This window comes from Myxococcales bacterium, assembly GCA_016712525.1.
Classification (GTDB): Bacteria; Myxococcota_A; Polyangia; order Polyangiales; family Polyangiaceae; genus JAAFHV01.
Genome location: JADJQX010000008.1, coordinates 233,417 through 247,023, shown reverse-complemented (window position 1 = coordinate 247,023; position 13,607 = coordinate 233,417). Strand labels below are relative to the sequence as shown.

General features: G+C 69.9%; 9 protein-coding genes. 4 read left to right on the top strand and 5 right to left on the bottom strand.

Annotation, left to right across the window (positions count from 1 at the left end):
- The first annotated feature begins 2 nt into the window (after positions 1-2).
- From IPK71_30495 to IPK71_30485, 3 genes are all read left to right on the top strand, one after another.
- Positions 3-1,169, top strand: a complete 1,167-nt coding sequence (locus IPK71_30495) for a thiolase family protein (protein MBK8218080.1) — start codon at positions 3-5, stop codon at positions 1,167-1,169.
- A gap of 181 nt (positions 1,170-1,350) precedes the next feature.
- Positions 1,351-2,709 carry a hypothetical protein gene (locus IPK71_30490; GenBank protein MBK8218079.1) on the top strand — a complete coding sequence of 453 codons (1,359 nt, stop codon included), beginning with the start codon at positions 1,351-1,353 and terminating at the stop codon, positions 2,707-2,709.
- Positions 2,710-2,763: 54 nt separating this feature from the next.
- Positions 2,764-3,996 (top strand): FAD-dependent monooxygenase, encoded by a 1,233-nt coding sequence (locus IPK71_30485; GenBank protein MBK8218078.1) that lies wholly within the window; start codon positions 2,764-2,766, stop codon positions 3,994-3,996.
- 84 nt (positions 3,997-4,080) lie between these two features.
- Here the strand turns inward: IPK71_30485 and IPK71_30480 are convergent, their stop codons facing one another.
- Entirely contained in the window at positions 4,081-6,036 is a 1,956-nt protein-coding gene (locus IPK71_30480; GenBank protein ID MBK8218077.1) for a hypothetical protein, read from the bottom strand.
- 200 nt (positions 6,037-6,236) lie between these two features.
- Here IPK71_30480 and IPK71_30475 point away from each other — a divergent pair, with 200 nt between their 5' ends.
- Complete coding sequence (locus IPK71_30475; GenBank protein MBK8218076.1) at positions 6,237-7,472, top strand: ammonium transporter; 1,236 nt, start codon at positions 6,237-6,239, stop codon at positions 7,470-7,472.
- A 27-nt stretch (positions 7,473-7,499) separates the two neighbouring features.
- Here the strand turns inward: IPK71_30475 and IPK71_30470 are convergent, their stop codons facing one another.
- The 4 genes from IPK71_30470 to IPK71_30455 all read right to left on the bottom strand — a co-directional run bounded on the left by IPK71_30470 (position 7,500) and on the right by IPK71_30455 (position 13,581).
- Positions 7,500-8,045: a hypothetical protein gene (locus IPK71_30470; protein ID MBK8218075.1), complete on the bottom strand. Its 546-nt coding sequence runs from the start codon at positions 8,043-8,045 to the stop codon at positions 7,500-7,502.
- A gap of 267 nt (positions 8,046-8,312) precedes the next feature.
- Entirely contained in the window at positions 8,313-9,509 is a 1,197-nt protein-coding gene (locus tag IPK71_30465; GenBank protein ID MBK8218074.1) for a hypothetical protein, read from the bottom strand.
- A gap of 143 nt (positions 9,510-9,652) precedes the next feature.
- Positions 9,653-11,563 carry a hypothetical protein gene (locus IPK71_30460; protein MBK8218073.1) on the bottom strand — a complete coding sequence of 637 codons (1,911 nt, stop codon included), beginning with the start codon at positions 11,561-11,563 and terminating at the stop codon, positions 9,653-9,655.
- Positions 11,560-13,581 (bottom strand): hypothetical protein, encoded by a 2,022-nt coding sequence (locus IPK71_30455; protein MBK8218072.1) that lies wholly within the window; start codon positions 13,579-13,581, stop codon positions 11,560-11,562. The genes IPK71_30460 and IPK71_30455 overlap by 4 nt, the downstream gene beginning before the upstream one ends.
- Positions 13,582-13,607: the final 26 nt, after the last annotated feature.

Below are 13,607 nucleotides of genomic sequence, written 5' to 3'. Positions count from 1 at the left end.
CCATGATGGACATCGTCATTGCCGAAGCCGTTCGTTCCGCCGTGGGCCGCGCGCACAAGGGCTCCTTGGCCCTGCGTCGCCCCGACGATCTCGCCGGAGAGGTCATTCGTGGCCTCATGGCGCGTGTTCCCCAGGTGAAGCCCGAGCTCGTCGAGGATCTCGTCCTCGGCTGCGCCATGCCCGAAGGGGAGCAGGGCCTCAACATCGCCCGCATGGCCGGGCTCCTCGGTGGCCTCCCGCAAGACTCGGCCGCCATGACCATCAACCGCTTCTGCTCGAGCGGCCTCCAGTCGCTCGCGCTCGCGGCGGGCTCGATCCTCGCCGGGTCGAACGACGTGGTCGTGGCCGGCGGCGTCGAGTCCATGAGCATGGTGCCGATGACCGGCAACAAGCTCTCGGCCTCGGCCGAGGTCATGGAGAAGTACCCGTCGGCGTACACCCCCATGGGGATCACCGCCGAGAACGTCGCGAAACAATTCAAGATTTCGCGCGAGGAGCAAGACGCGTTCGCGCTCGCCAGCCAGAAGAAGGCGGCGGCCGCGATCGAAGCGAAAAAGTTCGATCAAGAGATCGTCCCGGTCACGGGCATCAAGTTCGACGGACAGGAGAAGAAGACCTTCTCGTTCACCCGCGACGAGCTCCCGCGCCCCGAGACGACCCTCGAGAGCCTTGCGGGCCTGAAGCCCGCGTTCTCGGCCAAGGGCAGCGTCACGGCGGGCAACGCCTCGCCGCTGTCGGACGGCGCGGCCGCCTCGCTCCTCATGAGCCGCGCCAAGGCGGACGAGCTCGGCGTGAAGGGCCTCGGCATCTTCCGCGCGTTCGTGACCGTCGGCGTCGACCCGGCCATCATGGGCATCGGGCCCGAGCCCGCGATCCGGAAGCTCCTCGCGAAGACGGGCCTCAAGATCTCGGACATCGATCTCTTCGAGATCAACGAGGCCTTCGCGAGCCAGTCGGTCTACGTGAAGAACACCTTGGGTCTCCCCGAGGATCGCCTGAACGTGAACGGCGGCGCGATCGCCCTCGGCCACCCGCTCGGGTGCACCGGCGCGAAGCTCGTCGCGACGGCGCTCTACGAGCTCAAACGCCGCGGCGGCAAGTACGCGATCGTCTCGATGTGCATCGGCGGCGGCATGGGCGCGGCCGGCCTCGTCGAAGCCGTCAAGTAGCGGTCACCGAATGCGGACGCGAAGCGGCGCGGGCTCTGGCTCGCGCCGCTTCGTGCTTGTCACGGGCGCGTGTCTCGGTCGATGCTGACCGCGAGATGGGGAGCTCTGCCAAGCGTCATTCTCCGGGCTGCCTTCCCGCGGGGGCGCGCCGTTGAACGTCGCTACCCTGGTGTCCGTCAGCGTGTCGACGCTCGGGTACGTGTTCGCGGCGGGGCTGTGGGCCGTGTCGGGCGCGCCGGGGATGCGCGGGATGAAGGCCCTTGCGGCGAGCGCCGCGTTCGGTGCCTCGTACGGCCTGACGAACGCGTGCCTCTCGTCGGGGAGCTTCGGTCTCGCGAGCCTCGCCGTGCGTTTCGCCGTGCTCTTCGTCGGTCTCCACGCGGGCGCTTGGCTCGTCTTCTCGGCGCGCCGCGAGGACCGGCGGCTCTACGGCTGGGAGAAGGTGCTGCTTGCCGGCATCGGCGTCTTCGGCGTGCTCGGGTTCGTGCCGAACCTCCTCTACCACCACGACGAGCCGTGGACGCACGAGATCTCTTGGCTCGGCATCACGTACATCGACACCCGCTCGACGTGGGTCGGGAACCTCTCGTTCGTCTATTTCGTCTTCGCCGTCTCGCTCCTCGGAGCGAGGGCCTTCGCCAGGATCCGGAGGGGGGACAAGAGCGCCCGCGCGGAGCTCGTCGGGATCGTGGCGCTCCTCGTGTCGGGCATCAACGACAGCTTCGTGTCCTCGGGGGCGCTAGCGATGCCGTACCTGCTCGACGTCGGCTACCTCGTCATGATCGCGGCGATCTCGCTCGAGCTCGCGAGGGAGTTCGTGCGGAATGCACGCGACCTGCAGGCGGCTCAAGCCGCGCTCGTGCGCAAGGAGAGGCTCGCGGCGCTGGGCGAGATGTCGGCCGTCGTCGCGCACGAGGTACGCAACCCCGTCGCCATCATCTTCAACGCCGTGGCCGCGCTCCGCAAGCGCCCCGACGACCCCGACAAGCTCCTCGCGATCGTGGAAGAAGAGGCCGAGCGGCTGAAGCGCATGGTGTCGGATCTGCTCGAGTTCGCGCGCCCCGCGAGCCTCGTGCTCGACGACCACGCGGTCCGTGACATCGTCGCGGGTGCCGTCGAGGCCCTCCGCACGGCGAGCCCCGGTGCCCCCGTGGAGGTGGAGGTCGAGCTCCCCGAGGAGCTGCCCGCCCTCCGATGCGACGCGCGCCTCGTGAGGCAGGCCGTCATCAACCTCCTCGCCAACGCCCTCGCCGCGCCCCGACGCACGCGCGCCGTCACCGTGGTGGCGTCGGCCGAGGGCGAGCACGTCGCCATTCGTGTCGTCGATGACGGCGGCGGGGTCGAGGCGTCCGCGGTCGAGAGCATCTTCTCGCCGTTCTTCACCACGAGGGCCACCGGGACGGGCCTTGGTCTTCCCGTCGTGAAGCGCATCGCCGAGGCCCACGGCGGCCGCGTGTCGCTCGAGAACCGGCCCGGCGTCGGGGCGACGTTCGTGCTCTCGGTGCCGGCGAAGGGGCCGCGTGTCGCGGACGAAGCCTGACGGGCCGAGCCGCGTTCCCCCCGCGCGGCACGCGCACGTGGTATGACACGCGGCGTGCGCGAGCTTTCGGTCGGGGTCATCGGGTGCGGCACGGCGGGGAGCGCCGCGGCCGTCTTTCTCGCGCGTCAGGGCCATCACGTCGTGGTCTACGAGCGTGTCGCCGAGCCACGCCCGGTCGGCGCGGGCATCGTGCTCCAACCCACGGGGCTCGCCGTGCTCGATCGGCTCGGCATCAAACGAGAGATCCTCGCTCGGGGCGCGCGTATCGATCGCCTCACGTGTGTCACCGATCGCAAACGCACCTTGTTCGATCTCGAGTACCGTGAGCTCGACGACAAGTACTACGGCGTCGGGCTCCACCGCGGCGTCCTTTTCCAAAGTCTTTTCAATGAGGTAGGCGACAGTGGAGCCGAGCTCCGCCTCGGCGTGAGCGTGGTCGATCTCGCGCGCGCACCGCTCAGGACGCTCGCGGGTCGAGCGCTCGCGCGAAGGCACTACGTCGTCGACGACGCGGGCGTCCGCCATGGCCCTCACGACCTCGTGGTCGTCGCCGACGGCGCCCGCTCGAGCCTCCGCGACGACACCGATCGAACGCAGTCGGTCGAAGCGTACCCGTGGGGAGCGCTTTGGTTCGTCGGAGAGGACAAGGAGCGGAGGTTCCGGCGGGTCCTCTCGCAGTACGTGCGCTCGAACCGCACCATGCTCGGTTTTTTGCCGACGGGGACGGGGCCCGCGGGCATCACCCCTCTCGTGAGCCTCTATTGGAGCGTGCGGGTCGACGCTGTCGAGCGTCTCCTCGGCGAGGGGCTCTCGAAGTGGAGAGAAGAGGTGCTCGACCTCTGCCCCGACGCCGAGGACCTGATGTTCCAGGTTCGGGGCCCCGAGAGCCTCGTCTTCTCCGCGTACCACGACGTCGTCATGAACCGCTGGAGCACCCGCGACGTCGTCTACCTCGGTGACGCCGCGCACGCGACGAGCCCGCAGCTGGGGCAGGGGGCGAACCTCGCGCTCGTCGACGCGATGGTGTTGGCCGACACGCTCGCGGAGCACGACGATCTCGCCCTCGCGCTCGAGGCCTACTCTCGTAAACGTGCGTCACACCTGGGGTTTTACCAGGTGGCGACCCGCCTCTTGACACCGTTCTTCCAAGGGGACGAGCCCGCGTACGGCGCCGTACGCGACCTCGTCATGCCGGTCATGAACCGCATCGGGCCTGCCCGTCGCCTCATGACCCTCTCGATGTGCGGGCTCACGGAGGGCTTCTCGGGCCGAACGCTTCGTCTGTGACGATGCGGAAGCGCGAACGGCTGCCGTGAGCGCGTTGGGTAGGAAAGAGCCTGACGACGGTCGGTCGTCGGGCTCTGATCACTCTCAGGCGGGTGTGGCCTTCTTCGCCTCGGCGCCGATGACCCTCCACGCCGCTTTGGCGGCCTCGTCGGCCTCGGCTTGGAGGCGCTTCTCCTTGGCGTCGAGCGCGACGAGCTCGTCTTGGGCGGCCTCGAGCTCCCTCACGTAGCGGAGGCGGAGCTGGGCCTCGGGGCCGCCGTCCTTCAGCACCGCGAGCTGCTCGTTGATGCGCCGCTGACGTTCGTAGACGGCTTGCCGCTCCGTCTGCACGAGCTTCTGCTGGCGGTCGAGGGCGCGCCAGCTCTCGAAGAGGCCGAGCGCCTCCTTCATCGCGGTCGCGTGGGGCACCTCGAGGAGGCGCGCCGCGAGCCACTCGTCGATCTGGGCGTGGCGGAGCTGCGCGTACTCGGAGCGCGAGTAGCTCGTCTCGAACTCCTTCACGACGAGCTCGGCGCGTCTCCCTGCGGGGACCTCGAGCGAGAACCTCCGGTAGCTCGCGGTGGTCTCGAACGGCGCTTGCGTCCCAGGGACGAGCTTGCGGTTCCCGTAGACGGGCATCTCGAACGTGACCGTGACCGGCTCGTCGTGGTCGCTCTCGGCCGAGAAGGTGTGGGTCCACTCGCTCCGCGAGTCGACGCGCAAGCTGTCACTCATGATCCGGAGGGCGCTCGTCGCGTGCGACGCGACCTCCTTGTGTGCGCAGCGCACGGCGAGGTCCTTCGCGAACGAGATCTTCACGTCGGTGCCACGCGCGCTGTAGGGAACCATCGCCTCGCCTGCGTAGACGTCCCCGTCGTAGACGACCGCGGCGCCCTCTTCGAGCACGGCGCCCGAGGTGTTGGCGAAGGAGAGCACGAGGTCCGGCGCGGGCGGGGCGCCGATGCGCCAAATGCGCTCCTTCTTGGCGTCGACCTTCACGGCGAGCAGCGGCACCATCGCGGAGCCGCCGCGCTTCAGCGAGATGCGCGGGCCCACGCGGTACTCGAAGAGCTCCCCCTTGTCGCCGAAGGAGGCCGCGTCGTCGCCCCCTCCCATCATACGGCCCACCGAGGTGGCCTCGAGCTCGTCGTCGGCCTCGGCCAGCATGGGCATCGCGGCCATCGCCATGCGAGGTGCGGGCGGGGGACCACCGAACCCCGGTGGACCGAAGGCGGGGGCGGCGGCGGGGGGGGGCGGCGGCGCCATCTTTCGCGCGCGCTCGAACCGCGTGGGCGCAGAGACCGCGCGGTCCTCTTCTTCGACGACGGCGCGCCGGACGCTCTTCGGGTTGTAGAGGTCGATGACGAAGCTCACCGGTTGGCCCGTGGTGAGCACCAGGGCGAGGTCGTCGAGGTCCTCTTCGACCGGGTTGTGCACGATGCCCCACGCCATGAGGTGCGTGGTCTCGCCCTCGCGCGCGACGCGGTAGGAGACCCGCCACGCCGGGGCCGGGACGACATAGGAGACGCGCAGATCGTTGCAGCGGCCGTGCACGTCGACGCGCACGATGCGGTTCTCTCCGGTGCTCGCCGCGCGGCTCCGATCGACGAAGAACGCGAGATCGGCGCGGGCGCTCTCTTCCTCCAGATCGACCTTGGTGATGCGCGCGATGTCCACGAGGGACATCGAGGCGCCCTCGCGTAGCACGAGGGACCTCCGCTCCCCGCCGTCGCGGTCGGGCGCCTGCTCGGTGCCGACGACCTCTCCTTCGACCCGTGTGCCATCGACGGTGACGGCAACCTTGCGCCCCCGCATCGACGCGAGCATGGCGAAGAGCGTGCCTCCGGCCGGGTAGTTGAGCTTCCTCCGGACGAGGGCATCTTCCGGGTCCTCGGGCTTCTCGAAGGCCACGGCTCCGACCCTGGCGTCGCCGTCGGCCACCCACAACGTGAGGGATTTCAGCACGTCGTTCATCTCGTCTCGCTTGAACGCGAGCTCGAACGGCCCATCGGCGGCGCCAGCGCGCTCGATGTAGGCCACGCCGTGCTTGAACATGACCATCTTGCGAACCTTCGGAGTGCCCATTTCCGTATGTCTCCCTCGAAGAACGTACCCGCAACACGGGCCGCTCGGGACGAAACATATCGGAAACAAGTCCGCTCTCCGGCGCGAACCTTCGGCCTCGAAACGTTCTCGAAACGCGGCCGCGGCTTCTCTCATGCGTGCGCGGGCGATCTGCCTCGCGCCCTTCAGGAGTCCTCATGCGTGCCGATACCGGAGACACCGCCTGGCTGCTCGTGAGCGCGGCGCTCGTCCTCTTCATGAGCCCGGGCCTCGCCCTCTTTTACGGGGGCATGGTGCGTCGCAAGAACGTCCTCTCGACGCTCATGCACTCGTTCTCGAGCATCCCGGTGGTGCTCGTGATCTGGCTCCTCTTCGGCTACTCGCTCGCGTTCGGTCCGACCCACCACGGTCTCATCGGGGGCTTCGGTGACGTCGGCCTCGAGGCGCTCGCCGGTCGAACACGCGAAGGGACCACCGTGCCGGAGCTCTCCTTCGTAGCGTTCCAGATGATGTTCGCGGGGATCGCCCCGGCGCTCATCTCGGGCGCGTTCGCGGAGCGCATGCGCTTCACCGCGTACCTCGTGTTCGTCGCCGCGTGGGCCGTCCTCGTGTACGTGCCGATGGCCCACTGGGTCTGGGCCGACGGGGGCTGGCTCGCCAAGATGGGCGCGCTCGACTTCGCCGGGGGCGCGGTCATCCACGTCACGGCGGGTGTCTCCGCGCTCGTGTGCGCGAAGGTGCTCGGGGCGAGGCTCAAGTACCCGCACGAGCGTCCGCTCCCGCACGATCTCACGATGACCATGACCGGAGCGGGCATCCTCTGGTTCGGCTGGTTCGGCTTCAACGCGGGCAGCGCGCTCGCCTCGGGGCACCTCTCGGCGCTCGCGTTCGTGACGACGCACCTCGGCGCAGCGGGCGGCGTCATCGGCTGGACCGTGGTCGAGTGGCGTCATCGTGGCAAACCCACCGCGCTCGGCGTCGCGTCCGGGCTCGTCGCCGGGCTCGTCGCGATCACGCCCGCGGCGGGCTTCGTGTCTCCCTGGGCGGCGCTGCTCGTGGGCGCGCTCTCGGGGCTCGCGTGTTACCTGGCCGTGCTCGCCAAGTACCGGTACGGCTACGACGACTCCCTCGACGCGTTCGGCGTGCACGGCGTCGGCGGAATCCTGGGGGCGCTCCTCACCGGCGTGTTCGCTCGCGAGCGCACGCTCCCCGGGATGGACAAGCCCTTCGGAGCGAACGGGCTCCTCTACGGAAACCCGAAGCTCCTCGGGGTGCAGCTCCTCACGACCGTGGTCGCGGCGGCCTTCTCGGGCGCTGTCACGTACGTCGTCTTGAAGCTCATCGACCGCACCATCGGCCTCCGCGTGTCGCACTCCGACGAACGCGAGGGCCTCGACACGACCCAGCACGGCGAGAGCGGCTACGCGGGCTGACCCGTTCGCCTCGCGTCGTGCGGCCCGTCAGAACGCGATGCCGTTCGGGAGGAGGCGTGTCGGGCGCGCCGTCGTCGTCGTGGCCGTCGGATCGAACCTCAGCGAGGTGCCGTTCGTCGCCCAAAGCGTGACGCCGACCGCCACGAGCACCGTGCCGAGGGCGAGTGAGCCGACCCCGCCCGCGAGCACACCGGTGCGAAAACCTTGGCTCCCGACGTCCCCCTCGGCGAGAAAAGGCGAGGCGACGAGCGCCCCCGTGCCGAGCGCCATCGCCCCGGCGCCGGCCAACGTCACGAGGACGCCCGAGACCCTCGCCCGTGACGAGCCGAGGTCCGCGTCGAGCCGAAGGTGCGAGGCCCGAGGGAGCGCGAAGGTCGCCGAGGGCACGAGCCCGTCGCCGGCGATCCGATACGTGTCGCGGGGCGAGAGCTTCGCCGCACAAGGAGCGACGCATACGGGCTCCCACTCGGTGACTCCTCCGATCCCGAGGTCGGCGAGGCCGAGCCCCGAGAGCGTCTGCGTTCCCTTTCGTCGCTCCATCGTGGCCCGGCCGTCGTTCGCTCGGAGCTCCACGGCGACCGATTCACGAGGCTCGAGCGCCCCGGGTTCGACCGTCGCCCGATGCGGGGTCGAGACAGGGGCCTCGCGAGACTCCCCCTCACCCTCGGCCCGCGCCTCGCGAGCCACCCCGAAAGAAAGTGCGCAAACTCCCGAAAGTACGACAAAAAATGACCGCCGCATGTGTCCTCCTTCGCGCGGCTCGCCCGCGTTCTTCCGGTAGGTGGACACACGCGGCGGGCCTTATGACCTCACGGCGTCGATTCGTTCACTTTCGCGTGGTCACTTGCAGGAGGCGACCTTGAAGGCGGGCTCCTTCGGGAGGTCGACGACGGTGTTCGTCGTGTAGCGGCCCCCGCCTTGGTAGTCCTGCTTCGACGTGAGCTCGATGAGGCGGCACGACGTCTCGCCGGCCACCTGGCCGAGGACGATCGAGTCGCGGATGCGGTGGGTCGGGAGGCCGTAGTCGGTCTTGCGAATGTCCCAGTCGCCGAAGGTCTGGCTGATCTTGAGGACCTTCACATTTTTCGCCGTGAGCGCGGCCTTCACCGCGTTCGTGACCGTCGCGTCGGCGAACTTGCCCGGCTTGTACGACACCTTGGCCTGCGAGGCCGAGATGGCGGCGGCGTAGCCCTTCCCTGCGTTCGTGATGGGCGCGAAGAAGTCGGCGGGCAGGGTTTTGCCCATGGCCTGGAAGAGCGCCTCGTACGGGCCGCGGAGCGTGGCGATGTACTCGTCGGGCGACCGGAGGCGCTTCAGCGCGCCGTCGTACGTGGTCTCGCCGTTCGAGATCCGGCGCGCGACGCCCTCGAGGTCGGCGCCGAGCTTCTGAACGTTCTCGCCCGAGCGTTTCTCGAGGAAGGGCACGACGAGCGTCTTCCACTCGGCAGCGTTCTTGCAGTTCTCGGCCTTGTCTTTGCCGTAGTAGCTCGTCGCGTCGACGGGGGCGAGCTCCTTGTCGCACTTCGCGGCGTAGGCCGTGAGCTTCTCGGCGGCCTTCCACTTCGCGAGCATCTCCTTCGCGTCGAGCGAGTACGAGTAGGTCCCGCGGAGCTGCTTCACGAACCCGAGGCCTTCGCCGACCTCGCGGGTCTCGTTCTTGTAGATCTCTTCGGCCTGGGCCTTGTTCTTGAGGTTCTGCGCGTTCGTCGCGCGCTCGCCTTGCCAGCGCTTCAGGGTCGACTCGAACTCGTTCGCCCAGGCCGCGTAGCTCTCGTACATCGGGTCCTTGCGGTCGGCCGCGGGGATCTTGTCGAGCCGCTCTTTCACCGTCTTCAGCTTGGTCTCGTAGCCGTAGAGCGCCGAGCTCACGTCACTGTCCGATTGGCCGTCGCGGAAGGGGCGGTTTTTGAGGTCGACCTGGGACTTGTAGTAGTCGAGCGACTTGAGGTTCTGCTTCTGCTCGTCCGTGAGGGCGAGGGCCGAGGACGAGGCGAGGAGCATCGAGACGAGGACGGCAGACGGTACGAGGCGCTTCATGGACGTGGGCTCTCCTTGGGGGCCGACCGCGCAGTGGGGTCGACGTCTTCTGGGGGGTCATACGTCCCTCCGGCGCCTGGACCTTCCCTCGAAAATTCGGACACTTGCCGCTGAGACGCCCCGGAGACGAAAGCCTCCGCGCGCTACTCCCGGTTTTCCGTCTTGTCGGTCTTCTTGCAGCGCCCCTTCTCCGAGTCGGCGAGCGCGTTGTCGACGTCGTGGGCGGCGCCCGAGTAGCCTCGTTTCGCCCGCTCGAGTGCCTCGTGGAAGGCGGCGAGCTCGGCGACCGCGCCCTCGTCGCACAGCCTCCGCACGATGGCCTCGAGGGTCACGCTCCGAGCCTCGGCGAGGCTGTCGGTGGGGGCCGCGAGGAAAGGGCCCAGGGCGTCGGCCACGGGCCCCACCCGCTTCCCGGGACCGAGCGCCTTCCAAACGCGCGGGACCGAGGTCAAGGCCCGAGGGGAGCCGTCGAGGAAGGCCCGCAGCGTCGCGGCGTCGATGCGCTCTCCCCACTCGGTCTCGAACCGCTCGAAGTACCCGTCGGCGTAGTGCGGGTGCAGCGAGCCGCGCGTCTCGGCGAGCACGGTCAACGTCGCTGCCTTCAGCACGGGATCCTTCGTGCGATAGACCCGGCGCCCCTCTTCGTCGAGCACCCCGCGTGCCCGGTCGATGCGCGCGTCGACGAGCGCGCGCACGGTCTCGCGGTAGAGCGTGGGCTTTTCCTCCAGGGCGCGGAGGTACGCGCGGATATCGTCGGGGCTCGCGTACGAGAGCGTCGCCGCGACCTCGCTCGCGAAGACGGGATCGGCCGCGCGCGAGAGCTCGCCGACGAGGCGCGCCCTGCCGTCGTTCGTCGCGATGGCGTGGGCCGCGAACGAGGCGTTGCACGACTCGCGAGGCTTCCCACGCGGATCGCGACGGGCCGGGCACACGACGAGGCGCACGAGCTCCGGGTGCGCCGCGTGGGCCGGATCCCAGCTCGCGTTCCTCGCCTCGGCGAGCAGCTTCATCCCCACGTCGAGGCGCGAGATCCCGAACGGCGCGCGCCCGCTCGTGCAGCTCGCCTCGGCCCCATGGCAGGGCTCTCCCCGCGGAAAGAGCACCTCGACGACCTTCTTCGCCTCGGCCTCCGGCAGGTCCCAGAGGCGCTTTTGGACGAAGGCGTCGTACGCGCGGTCGGCGCGGAACACGGCCGAGTCGCGCGGGGCGAGGCCGAGCTTCGTGCTCTCGGTCTTCGCGTGGACGACGCGAGGCAGCTCGTCGACGAGCCACGTTCGGAGCTTCGCCACGAGCTCGGCGCCCTTGGCGCGCTCCTCGAGCGCGAGCACCTCGAGGCGCACCTCCGCCGCCGCCTCACGGTGTGCGGCCTCACGGCCCTCTCCCGTGGCCCTCGCGACGGCGCGCGCCACGACGACGCTCCCTCGACCGGGCCGCGTGCGTGTGAGCCACGCGAACCGCGCGGCGATCTCGTCGTCGGTCCGAGGGCTCGGTCTCCCGCGCATCTCGGTCGCCACGGTATCGTCGTAACTGTCTGAAAATGCATGGGAAATGGCAAACCCCGGGGCGAGCTGGCCGGAGCGCGCGGAGGTCTCCACGACGAGCCTCGTCCCGCCGCTCTCGAGCCGAGCGCGCGGCTCACGGGCGAGGGGCTCGTACCGCGAGAACACCTCTTCGAGCTTGGCCGTGCCCGCGCGGAACGCCTCGGGATCCTCGGACCGCGCGTAGTCGAGCGCACGCGCGAGATCGACGAGGGCCCCGACGAGCACGTCCTCGAACGCGCCCGGGACGTTCGGGAGGAGCGTGGCCTCCACCCGGAGGCGCACGGGGTGGCCGGCGATGCGCTCGATCTCGCGCCCCGCGGCGCGGACCCGAGCCGTACGGGGATCGTACTTCGGGTCGTTCGGCTTCGGGTCGACCACGATCGGCTGCCCGGCCTCGACGACGATCTTCGGCTCGGACGCGCACGAGACGAGCGGAGCTGCGAGCGCCAGCACGAGGGCTAGGCCGTACGTCTGGACGCGCGCGCGCGCACGTACGAGATCGGTGACCTTCATGGCCGAAAGGGGTCCTTGAGATCGGGTTGTCGTGGGGCCCGAGGCTTCGCGGGCGTGGTCTTGCCCGTGGGCAGAGGTGGGCTCGCGCCCGGCTTGGGCTTGCGCGTCTTGATGGGGTCCGAAGGCGCGCGCTTCGGGCACGGGTCGGAGAAGATGTCCGTGAGCACCTCGCCGGGGTGGGACCTTCGCCGCTCGGCGAACGCGCGGGCGACCTCGGCGATGCCGGCTGCGTCGTCGTCGTCGCAGAGCCTCGTCTTCAGGTCCGCGTAGGTCGCGTCGGGGCCGACGATGTGCCGATCTCCCGCGCGATCGAGGTACCCGCCGAGCTTGCCCGTGAACGCGCGCATGCGCGGCAGGCCCCGGGTCGACTCGGCGAGCGCGGGGAAAATCTCGGGTGTCGAGGCCACGGCCTCGTCGCCGTACGAGAGGAACCTCTCGTAGTCCTGGAGCGTCAGCTTCTCGCCGAAGAGCTCGTCGAAGCGCGTGAAGACGTCCTCGGCGTCGCGGTGCGTAAGAGCGCGCGCGACGAGGTAGGCCACGTCGCCGCGCCGCTCGGGGTGTGCGCGCACGAACGTTCGAGCCTCCGAGACGAAGGCGGCGTCCCCGGAGCCCTCGAGCGCGTCGGCCACCGCCGTGAGCGCGACGGGGAACATGCGCGCGTCGAGCACGTCGCCGAGCGCGGCGAACACACGCCCTTCGCGGCGGGGGCCGTGCGCGATGCGGGCGAAGAGGAGCTTGGCGAAGGTGACGTCGTCCTCGCGCTTCGCGTAGGCGACGAGCGCCTTTCGTGCGGCCTCGTCCTCTCGTGCCATGGCGTAGAGCTCCTCGCCACAGTGGCCGCTCCGCGACGTGGCGATCCGGTTTCCCTGGCGGACACGCTCCTCCGGGCACACGACGGCGTGCACCTTCGGCGTCGCGGCGTCCCTCGTCTGGCCGGCTCTTCGGTAGGCCGAGAGGACGTCGACGGCGTAGCCGAGCCTGTCGAAGCTCGGGAGGGCGTAGCGGGTCGGCTCGTCCCCTCGGCTCGCGCGGAGGAAGGCCATGCGCGCGGTCCCGAGGGCGTCCTCCTCGGTCATCTTGGGCTCCTCGCGCCGGAGGAAGGCCGAGTAGGCAGCCTCCGCGCGCCGGAGGCTCGAGTCCGCGGGGGCCGACGTGAAGATGGCCGCGTGATGGAACGCGGCGTCGCGGAGCACGTCTCCCCCGGAGGACACGAGCGTGTGGCGCACCTTGGCCGAGAGGGGCGACCGATCTCGCTCCGTGAGGGCGTAGAGATCGAGCATGGAGAGGGTGCGATCGGCGAAGAACGCGAGGCGGGCGCGCTCCTCGCGGGGGGCGTCGCTCGAGTCGGCGAGCGAGAGGAAGTAGGCCTCGCGTTCGTTCGGGGGCACCTCGTCGGCCCGCTTCGAGGCGTACCGCGCGCGTCGTCGTTCGTCGGCGCGCTTTCGAAAGAGATAGGCGTAGTCCTCGCTCGTGACCGGCGGCGTCCCTGGGCGCGACGTGCCCACGACGAGCTTCGTGCCGTCGTCCGAGAGCTTCGCGGAGACGTTCCGCGCGACGGGATCGAACCGAAACGCGACCTCGGTGAGGTTCCCCGTGCCGAGCTCGAAGGCTTCGATATTACGACGTTTTTCGGCGTCGAGCCCCCGCGCGAGGGCCTCGAGTGCGTCCGCGACGTACGCCTCGCGTGCCTCGGTCTCCTCCGGGAGGAGGGCCATCTCGATCGACAGCGCCACGCTCTTCTTGGCGACGGCGTCGACCGCCTCGCGTGCGCGCCTCGCGCGGAGGGCCTCGGGGTCGAAGGGGAGGCGCTTCCCCTTGGCGTCGACGAGCACCACCACCACGGTCGCGGGGCCGCGCGGCTCGGGCCGACCGCACGCCGAGGCGCCGAGCACCGCCACGAGCCCCAGCGCGAGGGCCCGAGCCCGCAGCCCGCGCGACGCGGAGCGCCACGGCGCGAGGGGAGGGCGAACGGGGGCTTTAGGTTTTTCTCTGTTCACGTGCGTCCAAAGCCCCGACACTTGCGGCTCCTTCGACTCGAGGTGTG